The organism is Alteromonas sp. W364, assembly GCF_031846205.1.
GTDB lineage: Bacteria > Pseudomonadota > Gammaproteobacteria > Enterobacterales > Alteromonadaceae > Glaciecola > Glaciecola blandensis.
The window spans coordinates 596,448-612,113 of sequence record NZ_JAVRID010000001.1 but is presented as its reverse complement, the minus strand read 5'-3'; the positions used below and the strand labels follow the sequence as shown (position 1 = coordinate 612,113).

At 42.2% G+C, this 15,666-nt stretch carries 14 protein-coding genes; 4 read left to right on the top strand and 10 right to left on the bottom strand.

All coding sequences use genetic code 11. The features are described 5' to 3' along the window. Window positions 1–7: 7 nt before the first annotated feature. From RM556_RS02650 to RM556_RS02635, 4 genes are all read right to left on the bottom strand, one after another. Complete coding sequence (locus tag RM556_RS02650; protein ID WP_311360431.1) at window positions 8–853, bottom strand: CPBP family intramembrane glutamic endopeptidase; 846 nt, start codon at window positions 851–853, stop codon at window positions 8–10. A gap of 32 nt (window positions 854–885) precedes the next feature. Continuing rightward, window positions 886–2,241 (bottom strand): DEAD/DEAH box helicase, encoded by a 1,356-nt coding sequence (locus tag RM556_RS02645; RefSeq protein WP_311373764.1) that lies wholly within the window; start codon window positions 2,239–2,241, stop codon window positions 886–888. A gap of 130 nt (window positions 2,242–2,371) precedes the next feature. Further along, on the bottom strand, window positions 2,372–3,028 hold the full coding sequence (locus tag RM556_RS02640; protein WP_311360429.1) for a CoA transferase subunit B: 657 nt from the start codon (window positions 3,026–3,028) through the stop codon (window positions 2,372–2,374). A 2-nt stretch (window positions 3,029–3,030) separates the two neighbouring features. Continuing rightward, a complete protein-coding gene (locus tag RM556_RS02635; protein ID WP_311360428.1) occupies window positions 3,031–3,735 on the bottom strand; it encodes a CoA transferase subunit A in 705 nt (234 codons plus the stop codon). 142 nt (window positions 3,736–3,877) lie between these two features. On the opposite strand from RM556_RS02635, the gene RM556_RS02630 reads away from it, so the two are divergent. After that, entirely contained in the window at window positions 3,878–4,753 is an 876-nt protein-coding gene (locus RM556_RS02630) for a LysR family transcriptional regulator (RefSeq protein ID WP_311360427.1), read from the top strand. Window positions 4,754–4,775: 22 nt separating this feature from the next. Here RM556_RS02630 and RM556_RS02625 read toward each other — a convergent pair whose 3' ends face one another. Both RM556_RS02625 and RM556_RS02620 read right to left on the bottom strand, forming a co-directional pair. Then, window positions 4,776–5,540, bottom strand: coding sequence for a hypothetical protein (locus RM556_RS02625; protein WP_311373763.1), 765 nt, complete (start codon window positions 5,538–5,540; stop codon window positions 4,776–4,778). Between the two features lie 36 nt (window positions 5,541–5,576). After that, window positions 5,577–6,311 (bottom strand): HAMP domain-containing sensor histidine kinase, encoded by a 735-nt coding sequence (locus tag RM556_RS02620; protein WP_311360425.1) that lies wholly within the window; start codon window positions 6,309–6,311, stop codon window positions 5,577–5,579. Between the two features lie 316 nt (window positions 6,312–6,627). Between RM556_RS02620 and cysB the strand changes: the two genes are divergently transcribed. Continuing rightward, on the top strand, window positions 6,628–7,602 hold the full coding sequence (gene cysB, locus RM556_RS02615; RefSeq protein ID WP_311360424.1) for an HTH-type transcriptional regulator CysB: 975 nt from the start codon (window positions 6,628–6,630) through the stop codon (window positions 7,600–7,602). A gap of 25 nt (window positions 7,603–7,627) precedes the next feature. Here cysB and RM556_RS02610 read toward each other — a convergent pair whose 3' ends face one another. From RM556_RS02610 to pabB, 3 genes are all read right to left on the bottom strand, one after another. Then, window positions 7,628–9,001 carry an L-serine ammonia-lyase gene (locus RM556_RS02610; RefSeq protein WP_311360423.1) on the bottom strand — a complete coding sequence of 458 codons (1,374 nt, stop codon included), beginning with the start codon at window positions 8,999–9,001 and terminating at the stop codon, window positions 7,628–7,630. Window positions 9,002–9,155: 154 nt separating this feature from the next. Beyond that, the gene (locus tag RM556_RS02605; protein WP_311373762.1) at window positions 9,156–9,749 is read right to left on the bottom strand and encodes a CoA pyrophosphatase; all 594 of its coding nucleotides are present in this window, start codon (window positions 9,747–9,749) and stop codon (window positions 9,156–9,158) included. Beyond that, the gene (gene pabB, locus RM556_RS02600; RefSeq protein ID WP_311373761.1) at window positions 9,742–11,187 is read right to left on the bottom strand and encodes an aminodeoxychorismate synthase component I; all 1,446 of its coding nucleotides are present in this window, start codon (window positions 11,185–11,187) and stop codon (window positions 9,742–9,744) included. The genes RM556_RS02605 and pabB overlap by 8 nt, the downstream gene beginning before the upstream one ends. Window positions 11,188–11,294: 107 nt before the next feature. On the opposite strand from pabB, the gene RM556_RS02595 reads away from it, so the two are divergent. Both RM556_RS02595 and rmuC read left to right on the top strand, forming a co-directional pair. Beyond that, a complete protein-coding gene (locus tag RM556_RS02595) occupies window positions 11,295–12,830 on the top strand; it encodes a fumarate hydratase (RefSeq protein ID WP_311373760.1) in 1,536 nt (511 codons plus the stop codon). A 172-nt stretch (window positions 12,831–13,002) separates the two neighbouring features. Beyond that, complete coding sequence (rmuC, locus tag RM556_RS02590) at window positions 13,003–14,478, top strand: DNA recombination protein RmuC (RefSeq protein WP_311360419.1); 1,476 nt, start codon at window positions 13,003–13,005, stop codon at window positions 14,476–14,478. A 78-nt stretch (window positions 14,479–14,556) separates the two neighbouring features. Here rmuC and RM556_RS02585 read toward each other — a convergent pair whose 3' ends face one another. Then, entirely contained in the window at window positions 14,557–15,639 is a 1,083-nt protein-coding gene (locus RM556_RS02585) for a hypothetical protein (RefSeq protein WP_311373759.1), read from the bottom strand. Window positions 15,640–15,666 lie beyond the last annotated feature (27 nt).

Genomic DNA, 15,666 nt, shown 5'->3' with positions numbered 1-15,666 from the left:
TTTTGTATTAATACACAACCTTTACAGGTTTTTTCAGTGCTAAACGAGATTTGGTAAGGTAGTAGTAAACCGTCCAGACAAGCGTAATCACGCCAAAGACAAAGAGCGGCCACCAGTCATTCTGAAAATCTTCAATGCTCTGCACATAGTCATAACCATAATACGAGTAGAATCCCACATCTAAGGCCCACGCGACTAAATTATTTAACATATGGCAAAGTATTGGGACGAGTAAGGACTGAGTTTTTAAATATAGCAAACTCATCACTACGCCGTATAAAAAGGCGCCAATGATATCGGTATGTAAAATACCAAAAATCAGTGATGATACGATGATTGCTTTACGCACATTCCATTTTTGTGACCATCTCTGCAAAAGGACACCTCGAAACAAATACTCTTCGAAAACAGGCGCCATAATCACAATACTAAGAAATACGATGATGTTCAGTATGATTGAGTTTGGCTCACTCAATGCGTACGATACTGAGCTTGCATCTAGAACCAGCATATTAACAAGAGATGGAAAAACTTGCGCCAATGGCAAATATAATAAATAGAATGAAAAGAACGAAGCGGCCAACAGGTACAAGGTAACCTGAATGATGGTGCGCTTATCTCCTAGCTTGAGAGGTTTAATGAATCGACGCGGGTCTATTTTTCTAGCGCGCATCATTGTATACAGGATATGAAAACCAAGGACCTGAGTTAAAAGTGATGCAAGCGCTGTAAAAAACAAGTAATACTCATTCGTAGCATCAACCAGAAACAATATTACGACAAAAAATACGCTCGGTAATATCAAGCTAGTAAAGATTGCGGAAGTCGCGCTTATTGGAAAAGCAGTTTTCATTCGTTAACGTCCATGTTGTTAATGCTTATCAATTATTCAGAGTGTTTGGTAATATCCGTTTCTTCATTATCTACGATATCGTCCAATACGGGTTTTTGTTTTCTTTTCATGGGTGAGAAACCAGCATCAACAGCATCCATCGTCGTAATACGTTTTTTGTTGTTTTTACCAGCCACCTTTTTGGGGGCAGAGACTTTCTTTTTGACTACTTTTTCAGCCTTTGGCGTTGCTTTCTTCAAACCGCTAAATTTTGTTTCAATATCGTCATAACTAGAAAAATCGTACTGCTGAGTCATTTTGATTTTAATTGCGCTGAAACTAAACCAATCTTTTTTACTCACGAAAGAAATCGCTAAACCCTTGTTGCCGGCGCGGCCCGTGCGTCCAATTCGGTGTACGTACTCGTCTGCGAATTTCGGAAGGTCATAATTAATTACAAGCGCGACATTTGATAAATCGAGTCCTCGAGATGCTAAATCAGTTGTGACTAAAATGGCGTGTTGGCCTCTCGAAAATGCATTAATGACACTGGAGCGTTGAGCTTGTGCCAGGTCACCGTGCAAGCTAATTGCTTGTAAGTGCTGCTCGTTCAATTGATCCGCTATTCTGCCTGTATCTTCTCGTGTTGCGGTAAATACAATGGCTTGCTCTCTTTTAACGAGGGAAAGTGAACGAAGGAGCAATTGGTCTTTGTGCGAGACACCGTCTGATAGATAGAAACGCTGCTCTATGTCTGCATGTGGAATTGCGGCATTATCAATGACTACCGTTTCTGGGCTATTCAACATCTTTTCAGTCATCGCGTGAACGGATGCACTGTCTATGGTTGCTGAAAACATCATGGTTTGTCTTTTGCGGTGATTGGCTGCAGCATGAATTTGCTGGAGTTGTTCTGAAAAGCCAAGTTCCAGCATGCGATCGGCTTCATCTAGTATTAGCAGCTCTATACCATGTAAAAAGAAGCTTCTACCATTAATATGATCTGCAATACGGCCCGCGGTACCGACAATAATATCTGGGTTTTTACGCAAGGTTTTTACTTGATCATTAAAGTTTTCACCACCTACCACGAGCGCTGTTGAAATGGATAAGTTGCTACAAAGCTTTTTCGCCTGCATAAAAACTTGCTTTGCTAATTCGCGTGTTGGCGCGAGTACAATGGCGCGAGGATCTTTACGGCTTAGCGCTTTTTCTGTAAGCAATCTATTGATTGCAGGGACGAGAAACGCAAAGGTTTTGCCTGAACCTGTTTTCGCACCCACCAAAATATCTTTGCCTCTTAGCGTATGTGGAATGCTCTTTTGCTGAACTTCAGTCATCTCCTCTATTTGTTGAACAGAGAGTGACTTTACGATTCGATTATTGATAGGGAGCTCAGAAAATAACAATGGATAACCTCTTAATATTGCCTAGGTGTTATTATCCGCTAAATGGCGCAGGTATAAAAGAAAAACCCCAAATAAACATAAATGGGGCTTTCGTATTAATCCGGAAAGTGAGTTTGGAGAACTCGAGTCACTAAATATTCATTTCAGCAACGTCGCCCTCAACCACTAATTTACCTGCTGTTTTTTCTTGGATCTCTTCTACACTAACGCCCGGCGCGCGCTCTCTCAGGTAGAATGCTTGATCTTTGACTTCCAATACTGCTAGGTCGGTAATGATGCGGGTAATGCAATTGACGCCAGTTAGGGGTAGAGTGCAAGCCTCTAGGAGCTTTGAGTTACCTTTCTTGTCTGCATGCATCATCGTTACGATGATATTCTTCGCGCCAGCAACCAAGTCCATTGCGCCGCCCATTCCTTTAATTAGCTTGCCTGGGATCATCCAAGAAGCGATACTTCCATTAACATCCACTTCGAACGCGCCGAGTACTGTAAAATCGACATGGCCGCCACGGATCATGGCAAAGCTTTCAGCAGACGAAAAGATCGACGCACCCGTGCTGGCAGTCACGGTTTCTTTTCCAGCGTTGATCATATCAGCATCCACTTCTTCCTCGCTCGGATAAGGACCCATGCCGAGCAAGCCATTCTCAGATTGAAGCATCACTTCAATATCAGCTGGCACGTAGTTTGCCGCTAGAGTGGGGATACCGATTCCCAAATTAACGTAGTCGCCATCTTTAAACTCTTGAGCGACACGCATCGCAATTTGTTCTCTTGATAATGCCATGCTTATGCTCCTTTCGACGTAACAAGACGCTCAATTCGTTTCTCAAAACTACCTTGGATAATGCGGTCTACATAAATCCCAGGCGTGTGAATTTGACTAGGTTCTAGTTCACCCGGCTCTACAATTTCTTCCACTTCAACAACAGTGATTTTGCCTGCTGTTGCAGCCATTGGGTTGAAGTTCATGGCAGTATGGCGATAGACACAATTACCGTAGCGGTCTGCTTTCCACGCTTTCACGATGGCAAAGTCACCGGTGATAGATTCTTCAAGGATATAGTCACGGCCATCAAACTCACGACTCTCCTTACCGTCACCAACAGGTGTCCCAAAACCTGTCGCAGTGTAGAATGCAGGAATCCCAGCACCACCAGCTCGCATTTTCTCTGCAAGGGTGCCTTGTGGGGTTAATTCAACTTCTAGTTCACCATTAAGTAACTGCTGTTCAAAAAGCGCGTTCTCACCCACATACGAAGACACCATTTTTTTAATTTGCTTGTCTTCTAACAATACCCCTAGACCAAAACCGTCTACTCCACAGTTATTAGAGACAACAGTCAGCCCTTTGGTGCCCATTGTTTTTATCTGTGCAATTAATCCTTCAGGAATACCGCATAAACCGAATCCGCCGGCAATGACGGTCATATCGTCTTTCAAACCCGCCATTGCCTCGGCGTATGTTGTTACCACTTTATCAAAACCTGCCATAGGTCCTCTTTTTATAGTTGAGTAAATTTTCTACTACAGTATTTAACACGGTTTATGTTTTGTAAAATTGATTTAATTGACCTATTGATAAAAATAATTTATTAATATGCTTGTGTTTATTTTGCTTATTAGGAGCATAAACTTGGTCTCCATCAAAAACATCAGCGCATTTGTTGCTGTAGCCCAGTCTCAATCATTTGCTGACGCATCTCATCGGATGCATTTGTCTCAGCCAGCGCTGTCATCCGCGGTTAAAAAGTTGGAGGAGCAACTGGGAGGGCGTTTGTTTAGTCGCTCGACTCGACGTGTGAAACTTACCCCTGAAGGTGCTGCTTTTTTACCTGTTGCAAGGCGGCTCATTGCTGATTTAGAGAATGCTATATTCGACGTAAAGCAACTTTTTAACCTAGAACAGGGCTTATTGAGCATAGCGGCCATGCCTTCCTTTGCAGAAGGTAAACTCCCGTCTTTATTGAGCTCGTTTGGTTACGCGCAACCCGGAATAGGAGTTAGGGTTATTGATGAGGTAATGGAGAACGTGATTCAGAGCGTCATTGAACAGCGTGTTGAAATTGGTTTTAGCTTCGCACCTGAAGACAATGATTTAGTCGATTTTACACCTTTATTCACCGACGAATTTGTATTGATAATGAACGAGGCCCATACTTTGAATCAGGTTGAAAACCTTCGAATTAATGATTTATCAGGGCATGCCTTTGTTGCAATGAATCGAGGTTCGAGCACGCGAAATTGGATTGAGCACACCTTTGAGCAGCAGGATTTGAAGGTAAAAGTTGCCGCTGAAGCATCTCAATTTAGTACCATTGGGAATTTAGTAGCATCAGGTTTAGGGGTGTCAATCGTGCCATCTATGTGTATCGAACAAATGCGGGCAAAAGGGTGTGTAGCTAAGCAAGTAGATGGTTTAAATATTGTAAAATCGGTGGGTTATATTACATCAAAAGAGGCGGCATTATCTGCAATCGCAAGTGCGTTTATTAGCACCTTGAGCTTGTAGTAGAGGCCTAAAAATAGAGTCTCTACCACTTTTTCTTTGGGGCGAAAAGCTCATCAATATCTTCGCTTTCTTTTGCCTTTTCTGCCGCAACCTGAGCAAGGTTCGCTTCCTTCATGGCACTCTCTAAACTATTAAGTACTTTCTCGAAGTCAGCGACTCTTTGCGCTGTGTATTCATCTTGTGGCTTGTGAGACTTAAGCGCGTGGACTGCTTTTTCTAAATACTGTCTTGCACTGCCTTGCATCCCAGACGTCAAGGCATCATTCGCACGTTTATTTAAGGTTTCAATGTTCACACGAAGCTGCAAGCGCTCAAGACTCTTGTCTTCAAACGCAAAAACCTTTGGTGAAATATTTCCTTTACCTTGCTCTGAGCGCAAAATAACCCGTAATTTCTTTACTGCTTGAATGTACTTAATAATGACCTTGTCGTTCGACGGCAGCTGAAACGCACTTTGGTCTGGAGGCGGTTGGGCAATCTCAACGTTTTTAAGGTTCGCTGTGGTTTCCCCCAAGCGTTGCTTAAGGTCTGGGTTTGGGCTTTTTTCTAAACTTGATTTTATCGCGTTATGTATGCGTTTCAGAAGGATAGCGATGAGTTGCTGAGATACTGGCATTTGACCTGCCGCGGTCAAAGCGGCCTCAGTTTCGTCAATGATAGCGCGTTGACGACTGACTTCTTCTCTTTTTTGTGTTTCTTTTCGCTCTTTATGTTGCTGGACCGCACTCGCAGATATGCCAGCAATGATCAAAATAGCGATAAGCAGTATTACAATGGTGTAACTCATTTTATATTTCCGTTCCGGAGTATTGTTACATTTCCCTTAAGGTAAAAGTACCGTGAAGATACTACCACCAGTAACACTATTATTACTCAGTTGAATGCTTCCTTGTCTATTTTTATTCTTATGAGCCAGCGCTATCATTCTTGCAAAATATAGCCCCAAGCCAGTTCTTCCTTCGCTAATGCACAAGGTATCCATTGCAGCTGCTGACATATCGAGCATGCTTTGCGGATAACCATGGCCGTCATCTTCTACCGTTAAACATAAAAATTCGTCTTTTATTTCAGCACGAATATCGATGCTTTTTGCACCATAGCGCATCGCATTAACGAGGACATCGTTCATCAACAAAAATAACAAATCCTTGTCCATGTACCAAGACAATTCTTCATCGAGTTTTATATTAACATCGATATCTTTTTGTTTCGTGTAAGTTCTATTGGATTCAACTAATTCTTCGGCTAAGTCGAAAATAAAACATTCATCCACGTGCAATGGAAGGGCATCTAAGCCTGAGCGATATAATGAAAGAACCTGCACTAATGTCGTGTTCATGCGGCTTGCTTCATAATGCAAGTCAACGATGTATTCTTGTGACTTCGATTCGGTTGTGGGTATTTGAGTGTGCAACTCTTCAATTGTATGAAGGAGCAAACTCAACGAGTTTTTCATATCGTGAACTGCAACAGCCATGACCGAAGCAAAATCTATTTTATCATTTAGCTTTTGGTCATCCTCAGACATTGATTCTACAGGCATTTCGGCTTCTTGCATGTGTCACCCTTGTGGATAGTTGTTTGTTATGCGTTAGATAACGCTGGCATATTAAAGCTTATCGACTTAAAGCCCAAATTCTACACTATTTGTACTCGAAAGGTTGCTAGGATTGGATACGAAGGTATCAACTTGTTGTTTGTGTTAATGGTCGGATCAGTCGCTATGAAAATTCTTATGCAATTTTGTTTTAAATTCGCTATTATTTGACTCGAAAGTTTATATGCTTTCCACCTCGCCACCTATCTGTCCGAATGACTGATAAAAGACCGTGAAGTATGACCGCTACGCATCGCCAACCAGACTAGGCTATTAAATGAAATTACAACAATTAAGATACATCGTCGAAGTATTAAATAATAATCTCAATGTGTCAGCAACGGCCGAAACACTATTCACATCGCAGCCTGGTATCAGTAAGCAAGTTCGCATGTTGGAAGACGAACTTGGTATTCAAATATTTGGAAGAAGTGGTAAGCATTTAACGCATGTCACTGAAGCTGGCAAGGATGTCATTAATATTTCTCGTGAAATTCTCGCCAAAGTAGAAAGTATCAAAGCCGTCGCGAGAGAGCACACCTTGCCAGACCAAGGGAAGCTTAATATTGCCACCACGCACACTCAAGCACGCTATGCTTTACCTGACGTGATCCAAGGATTTATGACGAAGTATCCAAAGGTTTCCTTGCATATGCATCAAGGAACTCCGTCTCAAATAAGCGATCTTGCAGCGAAAGGTGAAGCAGATTTTGCTATTGCAACAGAGTCCTTGCATCTATACAACGATTTGGTCATGTTGCCTTGCTACCACTGGAATCGCTCTGTCATTGTAAATAAAGAGCATCCCTTAGCGAAGAAAACATCCATTACCATACAAGACATTGCGAAATATCCTCTCGTGACCTACGTTTTTGGGTTTACTGGGCGCTCAGAGTTAGATCAGGCATTCTCGCAGGCCGGCTTAGATCCAAAAATAGTCTTTACAGCTACCGATGCAGACGTGATCAAAACATACGTTCGTTTGGGTGTTGGTATTGGCGTGATAGCGTCAATGGCGGTAAGTGACGAACTAGATTCTGACTTGGTGAAAATAGATGCCAGCCATTTATTTGACTACAGCACCACTAAGATTGGCTTTAGAAAAGGCTCATTTTTACGTAACTATATGTATGATTTTATTGAGCGCTTTGCGCCGCACTTAACAAAAGAAGTGGTTGAGCGTGCAATGATGCAAAAGAACAATGATGAAGTAGAGGCCATGTTCAAAGGCCTAACGCTACCTGTAAAATAAAACAGGTAGCGCTGGTAGTGCATTACTAGCACTCGATAATATTGACAGCCAAACCGCCTCGAGCGGTTTCTTTGTATTTGGTTTTCATATCGTTGCCTGTATCCCACATTGTCTTGATGACTTTATCTAGTGATACTTTATGGTTTCCGGTCCCTCTAAATGCTAAGCGCGAGGCGTTGATGGCTTTAATGGCACCCATAGCATTTCGCTCGATACAAGGCACTTGAACCAAACCACCAACTGGGTCACAGGTAAGTCCTAAGTTATGCTCCATGCCAATCTCAGCTGCGTTTTCAACAGCAAGCACAGAGCCACCTAAAATTTCAGTCAATGCGCCAGCAGCCATTGAGCAAGCCACGCCAACTTCACCCTGACAGCCTACTTCTGCGCCTGAAATCGACGCATTCTTCTTGTACAAAATACCAATGGCAGCAGCAGTGAGTAGATATCGACAAGCTGTATCGTCGTCGACAGGTCTGATAAATTTATTGAAGTAGCACAAGACCGCCGGAATAATGCCAGCAGCACCATTTGTCGGCGCGGTTACCACTCTGCCGCCCGCTGCATTTTCCTCATTCACCGCTAAGGCAAATAAGTTGACCCAGTCCATGGCTTGCATTGGGTCATTACTGTTTTCATTTTTTAGCTTTCTATACAGTCCAGACGCTCGTCTATGCACTTTCAGGCCACCCGGCAGAATACCTTCAGTACTAATGCCGTTTTCTACACACTCTTGCATGACTTGCCAAATTTTAAGTAAGCGTCCTTGTAATTCCTCTTCAGATATCAAAGACAACTCGTTCCGCATCATTAAGGTACTGATCGAGAATCCGTTTTCATGACAAATACTGAGTAACTCTGCTGCAGTTGAGAAAGGAAAGGGGGCATCGACTTGTTGTTCAGCGAATTTTTCTGCCTTTTGCGCAGCGAACTCAGATTCTTCAACGATGAATCCGCCGCCAATTGAGTAATAGGTTTTTTGCGCGACACACTCTGTGCCGCGATATGCAAAAAAGGTCATGCCATTAGAGTGGAGTGATAGTGTTTTTCGTCGATGAAATACAATAGCGCCATCTCGTGGAAATGCAATTTCGTGTTCGTTATTAAGCCTTAGTACTTGAGTGCTATCGACTTCACTGAGCATAGCATCGACTTTTTTAACAGGCACATTATCCGGCAAGAAACCCATTAGGCCTAAGATGACAGCTTTACCCGTTCCATGACCTTTGCCGGTTTGGCCCAAAGATCCATATAACTCTGTTTTGACTGCTGTAACATCAGTCAGTTGCTCACTTGTTCGCAGATAATCGCAAAATTCGACTGCCGCGCGCATCGGACCAACTGTATGTGAACTCGAAGGTCCAACACCAATCTTAAACATATCGAAAACACTGATCATAACTATATATACCGTTTATTAATTCCGCATTCAGTTTTACATAGAATAGCAAATTAACAAATGAGAAATGCTAATGGCTTGCATGAGATTTGTTAATGGTATGTTAGCTCGTACTGGACAAGTTGGCACTTTAAAAAGGCGGCTAGTACCACTATTATTTGGTATAAAAATCGAGGTGTCGACTCAATAGAGCTGTCATACCGGCGGTCGCTCCCCATATGACATCGTTGCCGAACTGAATAAAGTACACGGGGAATTTTTGTTTTCGGCGCTCAACGTGATGCACATAGTAATTATCTTTTTGCATCAAATGAGCTAATGGCACCTGAAATATACGACTGACTTCGTTCGGATCGATTTGAAGATCGGACTCGAGGTCCATGCTCTCATCAATAATACCGATTACTGGAAGCACGGCAAAGCCGCTTATGGTTTTATATTCGGGTAAGGTACCTAGTATGCGCACATTTTCGGGCGGTAGCCCAATTTCCTCTTGAGCCTCTCGCAGAGCGGTATCAATTAAACTAGCATCAGTATCTTCAAATTTACCACCAGGAAAGCTAATCTGTCCCGCATGATGATTTAAATGCATAGCACGTTGAGTAAATAATACCTGTAAGTCATCGAAAGGTGGTTGTAAGCATATTAATACCGCAGCAGGCCTCGTGTTTGCTGGGAACGGGAAGTCGTGTGCAGGGCCGCCAGACCAAGGTAGATGAAATTTAGCAAGGAAGTCTTTTTCATTCATGCGTAAAGGGTACCTCTAAACTTTCTGCAAGAACAGGGAGTATTTTGGCTACTTTATCCAAACTCTCTTGGTACTCAGCGCTAATATCCGAATCCAATACGATGCCGCCGCCAGCCCAGCAATATAGATTATTGTTCTCAGCCAAGACTGTTCGAATACAAATGTTTGTATCCATATCCTGGCGAACGCCAATATAACCAATGCTGCCGCAATAAATACTGCGCTTGTCGGGCTCTAACTCTTGTATAATTTGCATCGCTCTGATTTTTGGGGCGCCCGTAATCGAACCGCCAGGAAAAGCGCCTTTTAATAAGGTAAGCGGCGTTGCGTCAGCCTTTAATTCGCCCAATACAGTGCTTACCATGTGATGCACTGCTGGATAACTTTCTAAAGCAAACAAGGCGGGGACCTTAACCGAATGAGGCAAACAGTGTTTGCTCAGATCGTTTCGAAGTAGATCTACGATCATGAGGTTCTCTGCTCGGTCTTTTTCAGAATGCAGTAGTTCCTCGCTCAGCTTTTTATCTTCAAACTCATCTTTCGCTCGTTTTCTTGTTCCCTTTATTGGTTTGGTCTCAACTTGTCCTGATTTCACTTGAAGAAAACGCTCGGGAGACACGCTCATAATGCAAGCATCTTCTAAACGGATAAAAGCAGAAAAAGGCGCTTTATTTACTTCTCGTAAACGTTTATACGCAAGCCATTCACTCCCAGTGTAAGAAGCATTAAAACGCTGTGCAAAATTAATCTGATAACAATCACCTGAATGCAGGTAATCATCAACTTTCGATAAATTTTTCTGATAGTCATCGACACTCAGGTTCGATGTCCATTCTGAGCTTAAGGCAAACTGAGTTGAAGAGGCTGGTGCCTTTGATTTAAGTGGTTGAGTTGCCAAACGAATCATTTCCGTTGCCCGACTTTCATCAAGATAACAACAGAACACTTTATTCAGCTTATTATCAAATATGAGACTTTGATCGTAAATACCAACGCAACTATCCGGCGTGCTATATTGCTTCGGATTGGCATCTGGGATATCTGCTAGACGGGTATTGAGGTCGTAATTGAAGAAACCGAGAGCACCACATAAAAAAGGAAGTGTTGTTTCTTCTTGTATTTGCACTGAATCACAGAAGCGCTGATGAATTTCAGAAATACGCTCAAAAGGACAACTTGCCTCTGTTTCACTCGAAGCACGATCTTTATTGAGTAGGCTTTGCCATGATTGCTCAGCACTTTCGACTAAAAGTGTAGATTCTTGTACTAGCTTTACAACGGGTGAGTAGACAATAATATCGTATCTACCGTCACTCAACTGATTGTTGCAGGTATCAAGTAGGATTGCCCATGGTTGTTCTTGAAAGGCTTCAAAGACACTTTCCGCGGACATGCTGTCCAAAGCGGGTACGTCGATAATGTGTAAAGGTACTGACAAAACAATCCTCGGAAATATTCAGTTTTATAGCGAAAAAATAGTTCGTTAAGTAGTATACTTCTCTCAGTGTGAAAACAATATTATTCTTTGAAAAAACAGGGGACAACATGACAGTCATTCGTCAACAAGACTTTATAGACAGCATCGAGGATGCGCTTCAATTCATTTCTTATTACCATCCATTAGATTACGTAAAAGCAGTTGAAGCCGCTTACAATCGAGAAGAAAGCCAAGCCGCAAAAGATGCGATGGCGCAAATCTTGATCAACTCTCGTATGTCAGCTGAAGGTAAAAGACCACTGTGCCAAGATACGGGTATTGTGACCTGCTTTGTTAAAATAGGCATGGGGGTGACTTGGGATAAAACAGATATGACTGTGCAAGAAATGGTCGATGAGGGGACTCGTCGCGCATATTTGAACCCAGACAACCCCTTGAGAGCGTCCATTGTATCGGATCCTGCCGGTGCAAGAAAAAATACCAAAGACAATACGCCAGCGGTAGTTCACATGGATACCGTCAGTGGCAATAAAATCGAAGTCATGATTGCTGCAAAAGGCGGTGGTTCAGAGAATAAGTCTAAAATGGTCATGCTCAATCCAAGTGACGATATCGCTGAATGGGTAGTAAAAACGCTACCTACGATGGGAGCTGGCTGGTGTCCACCTGGCATGCTAGGCATAGGTATTGGTGGAACAGCTGAAAAAGCTGCAGTTCTAGCAAAAGAAAGTTTGATGGACCCTGTCGATATTCAAGAGTTGATGGAGCGAGGCGCTGAGACGACTGAAGAAAAACTCCGTCTTGATATATTTAAGAAAGTGAATGATCTTGGCATTGGTGCACAGGGCCTAGGTGGCTTAACGACGGTGGTTGATATCAAAATCAAATCTGTACCAACTCATGCCGCGTCTAAACCCGTTGCGATGATCCCTAATTGTGCTGCTACTAGACATGCACACTTCTATCTTGATGGTTCCGGTCCTTCAGAATTGGAAGCACCTAAACTAGAAGATTGGCCAGAAATTACGTGGGAAGTAGGTAAAGATACACGAAGAGTGAATCTTGACGATATTACTAAAGACGACATTCAAGAGTGGAAGGTGGGTGAAACTGTCTTGTTAAGTGGGAAAATGTTAACGGGGCGTGATGCGGCACACAAGCGAATTCAAACGATGTTAGACAACGGCGAAGGCTTGCCCGATGGCGTAGATTTGACAAATAGATTTATTTACTACGTGGGGCCAGTTGATGCGGTAGGTGATGAAGCAGTTGGTCCAGCAGGCCCAACAACGGCAACTCGCATGGACAAGTTTACCGACATGATGCTAGAGCAAACTGGCCTCATCGGCATGATTGGAAAAGCTGAGCGTGGCCCAGCGACAGTAGAAAGTATCGCAAAGCACAAGGCTGTGTATTTAATGGCGGTTGGTGGAGCAGCATATTTAGTGTCTAAAGCAATCAAAAAATCACGCGTGGTTGCTTTCGAAGACTTAGGTATGGAAGCGATCTACGAGTTTGATGTTGTGGATATGCCAGTCACTGTTGCAGTCGATAGTTCTGGTGCAAATGCTCATCAAACCGGCCCAGCTATCTGGAAAGCGAAAATTGCAGATTTAGATGCTGCATTAAAAGCAAAAGTATAAGCGTTGTTAGCCACTCAAGTGAGGTTTACTAGAGTGGCTACAGGCAAGTGTTAAGCATAGCCGCAGTCATTCAAGGCTGCGCTTTATCATAAGAATTTCATTTATAGAATTTCCTGTTCAACCATTCAATAATATCGCCAATCGACAAAAACAATAAAAAGAGAGTGATTGCATGATTACGCCATATTTAAATCAAGAAGTTGCGATAGCCGCAGGAGCGTCAGCGCTATTTATTATTGTTGTGGCGTACTTTATTTTACGGGCAAAGCATAATGCCTTGATTAATCTTTCACATGAAAAAGCATTATTACAACAAGCCTTCGATCAGAAGCAATCGGAACTTGTTGAGGTACTCAGAAAAAGTCAGCAAGTAGAAGATGACTATTCGATGAAGTTAGAAGCAGAACGGATGTTTATTGCCGACAATCAGCGAGAAATTGGTATTTTATCCCAAAAAGCTGATGAATTGGTCAGGCAGCAAAAAGAAAATGACGTATTAAAGAAACAAATCGACTCTGTTTCGAAGGAGTTAGGTGATCTTCAAGCTAAATTTCAGTCTCAACAAGCAAGCTTCAATCAGGAAAGGGTGAACTTTTCTGAAAAACTTTCTCTTTTAGAGAATGCGGAGAAGCAATTAAGTACACAATTTGAGAATTTAGCCAATAAAATATTCGAACAGAAATCAGAAAAGTTCACTAAAACAAGTCAACTTGGTATCGATCAGCTCCTATCACCGTTAAAAGATCAGATTGAAACCTTCAAAAAGCAAATCTCAGATCAGTATGTGAAAGAGGGTCAAGAAAGAGCCTCTCTTAAAACAGAGATATTAGGCTTAAAAGAGTTAAATAAACAAATTACCGAAGAGGCCTCTGCGCTCACAAATGCGCTGAAAGGAGATAATAAGATACAAGGTAATTGGGGTGAACTGGTACTTGAAAGGATCCTCAAAGAGTCAGGCTTGAGAAAAGGCCATGAATACGAAACTCAAAAGTCACTCAAAGATGATGCAGGAAAGCGTTATCAACCTGACGTAGTCGTGCATCTACCAAATGATAAAGACATTGTGATTGACTCGAAGGTATCTCTTATTGCGCACGAAAAGTTGGTCAATGCAGAAAATGATGAAAGCAAACAACTCGCGATTAAAGAACATATTCTGTCTGTGAGAGGACACATCAAAGGTTTGAGCAAAAAGGACTATCAAGATTTACAGGGAGTAAGGACCTTAGACTACGTGTTAATGTTTATTCCCATTGAATCGGCATTTATCTCTGCGATTGAGCATGAGCCGCAATTGATAAAATTTGCTTTAGACAATCAGATTATGCTGGTGAGCCCAACAAATCTGCTGGTTGCTTTAAGAACCATTAACAATATTTGGCAATATGAGTATCAAAATCAGAACGCCAACAAAATAGCGGAACAAGCACGCAAAATGTATGACAAGTTTCATGGTTTCGTTGGCGACATGGATAAAATTGGGCGAAATATTGAAGCTAGCGCTAAAGCATTTGAGAGTGCGATGAGTAAGCTTTCTACTGGCCGAGGAAATTTAGTCAGACAAGCTGAGCAGTTTAAAAGCTTAGGTGTATCACCAACCAAGTCTCTGGATCAGAAGTTGTTGGACGAGAGCACCGAAGATGATTAGTGTTTAGCGTAAGGTAGAATGAACAATGCGCTCGTAAGAGCGTGATAGAGGCTTTGTATATTGATGTTGGAGCAATATCTAAAACCGGTTCAAATCTAAATCTTTACCTTTCACTAAGTTTTGATACTCAGTTTGGCTTAAGTCAAAGCGGTAAAGTAGGGTATAAATAGATTGGGTTTGCAATGGATGATTGTCAGCGTTGGCAATGTTTAAGAGTGACTCTTTTAGCTTCGGGCTTCTGTCCATGACACCCGATTGCAGTGCGTCCAATATATTTGATTGTATTGCATAGTTAGGTTCGTCTTTATCAAATTCTCTGCTGGCTATCTGTTCTCGCTCTCTTGCCGAGCTAAACCGAAGTAGCTGACTGAAGTAATAGGCCTGATTGTCGGTTTCACTATCTGCGATCGCGATAGATAGACGCTCCTTTACTTGTTCACTTTCAACGACCGACATTTCGTAAGGCATTAGCATGTCCAGTGCTCGTAACGTTTCCTCATTATTCTCGCTATAAATAGCAATGTCTTTAATCGCATTGGTTATGTTTGTCGACTTAATACCTGTTCTGGCGATCAACTCTAAAAAGTCTGCTTTGTTGGAGTTTGAGTTATTGTTTAGCGTTTTCTCTGATATTTGGATAATCGCAGTTTGGCTAAGCTCTTGAGGGAGGCCCATGAGTATCGATACCAGCATATAATTCGCTTGAGAATCAATTGGGATTTGTTCAAAGTGCTCGAGCAAGCTTGCTAATTCAGCGCTGTCATTAATTAAAACTTGTCGTATTTCATCTATTTTTTTGCCAAATAAACTATAGTCGCCGTTTGATTGAGTGTAAGAAATCAGTTCGTCAAATAGACTCAATACGTCGTTATTACCGCTGATGAGCTGAGGACTGTCTTCTGCGGTATTAAGTTCGTTCGTTTCCTTTATTGCATCACTTACAACGCTAATCGGAATGTTGTCTGCAGTGATTTTGTTTGTATTTGCTGCTGGGCTCTGTTCGAGTGAAGTGTTGACAGAATGAAGTTGTTTAGACTCAGTGCTAGCATCACTTAGTGTAGTAGGGGAAAAGGAGTAATGGTGATTGCCGACTAAATAGCCGGCAATAAAAACACAAATTGTAAAGCACATGAATAGAATTAACTTCGCTATTGCACCCATGTGAAACCTTTCCTCTTGCGTTAGTTA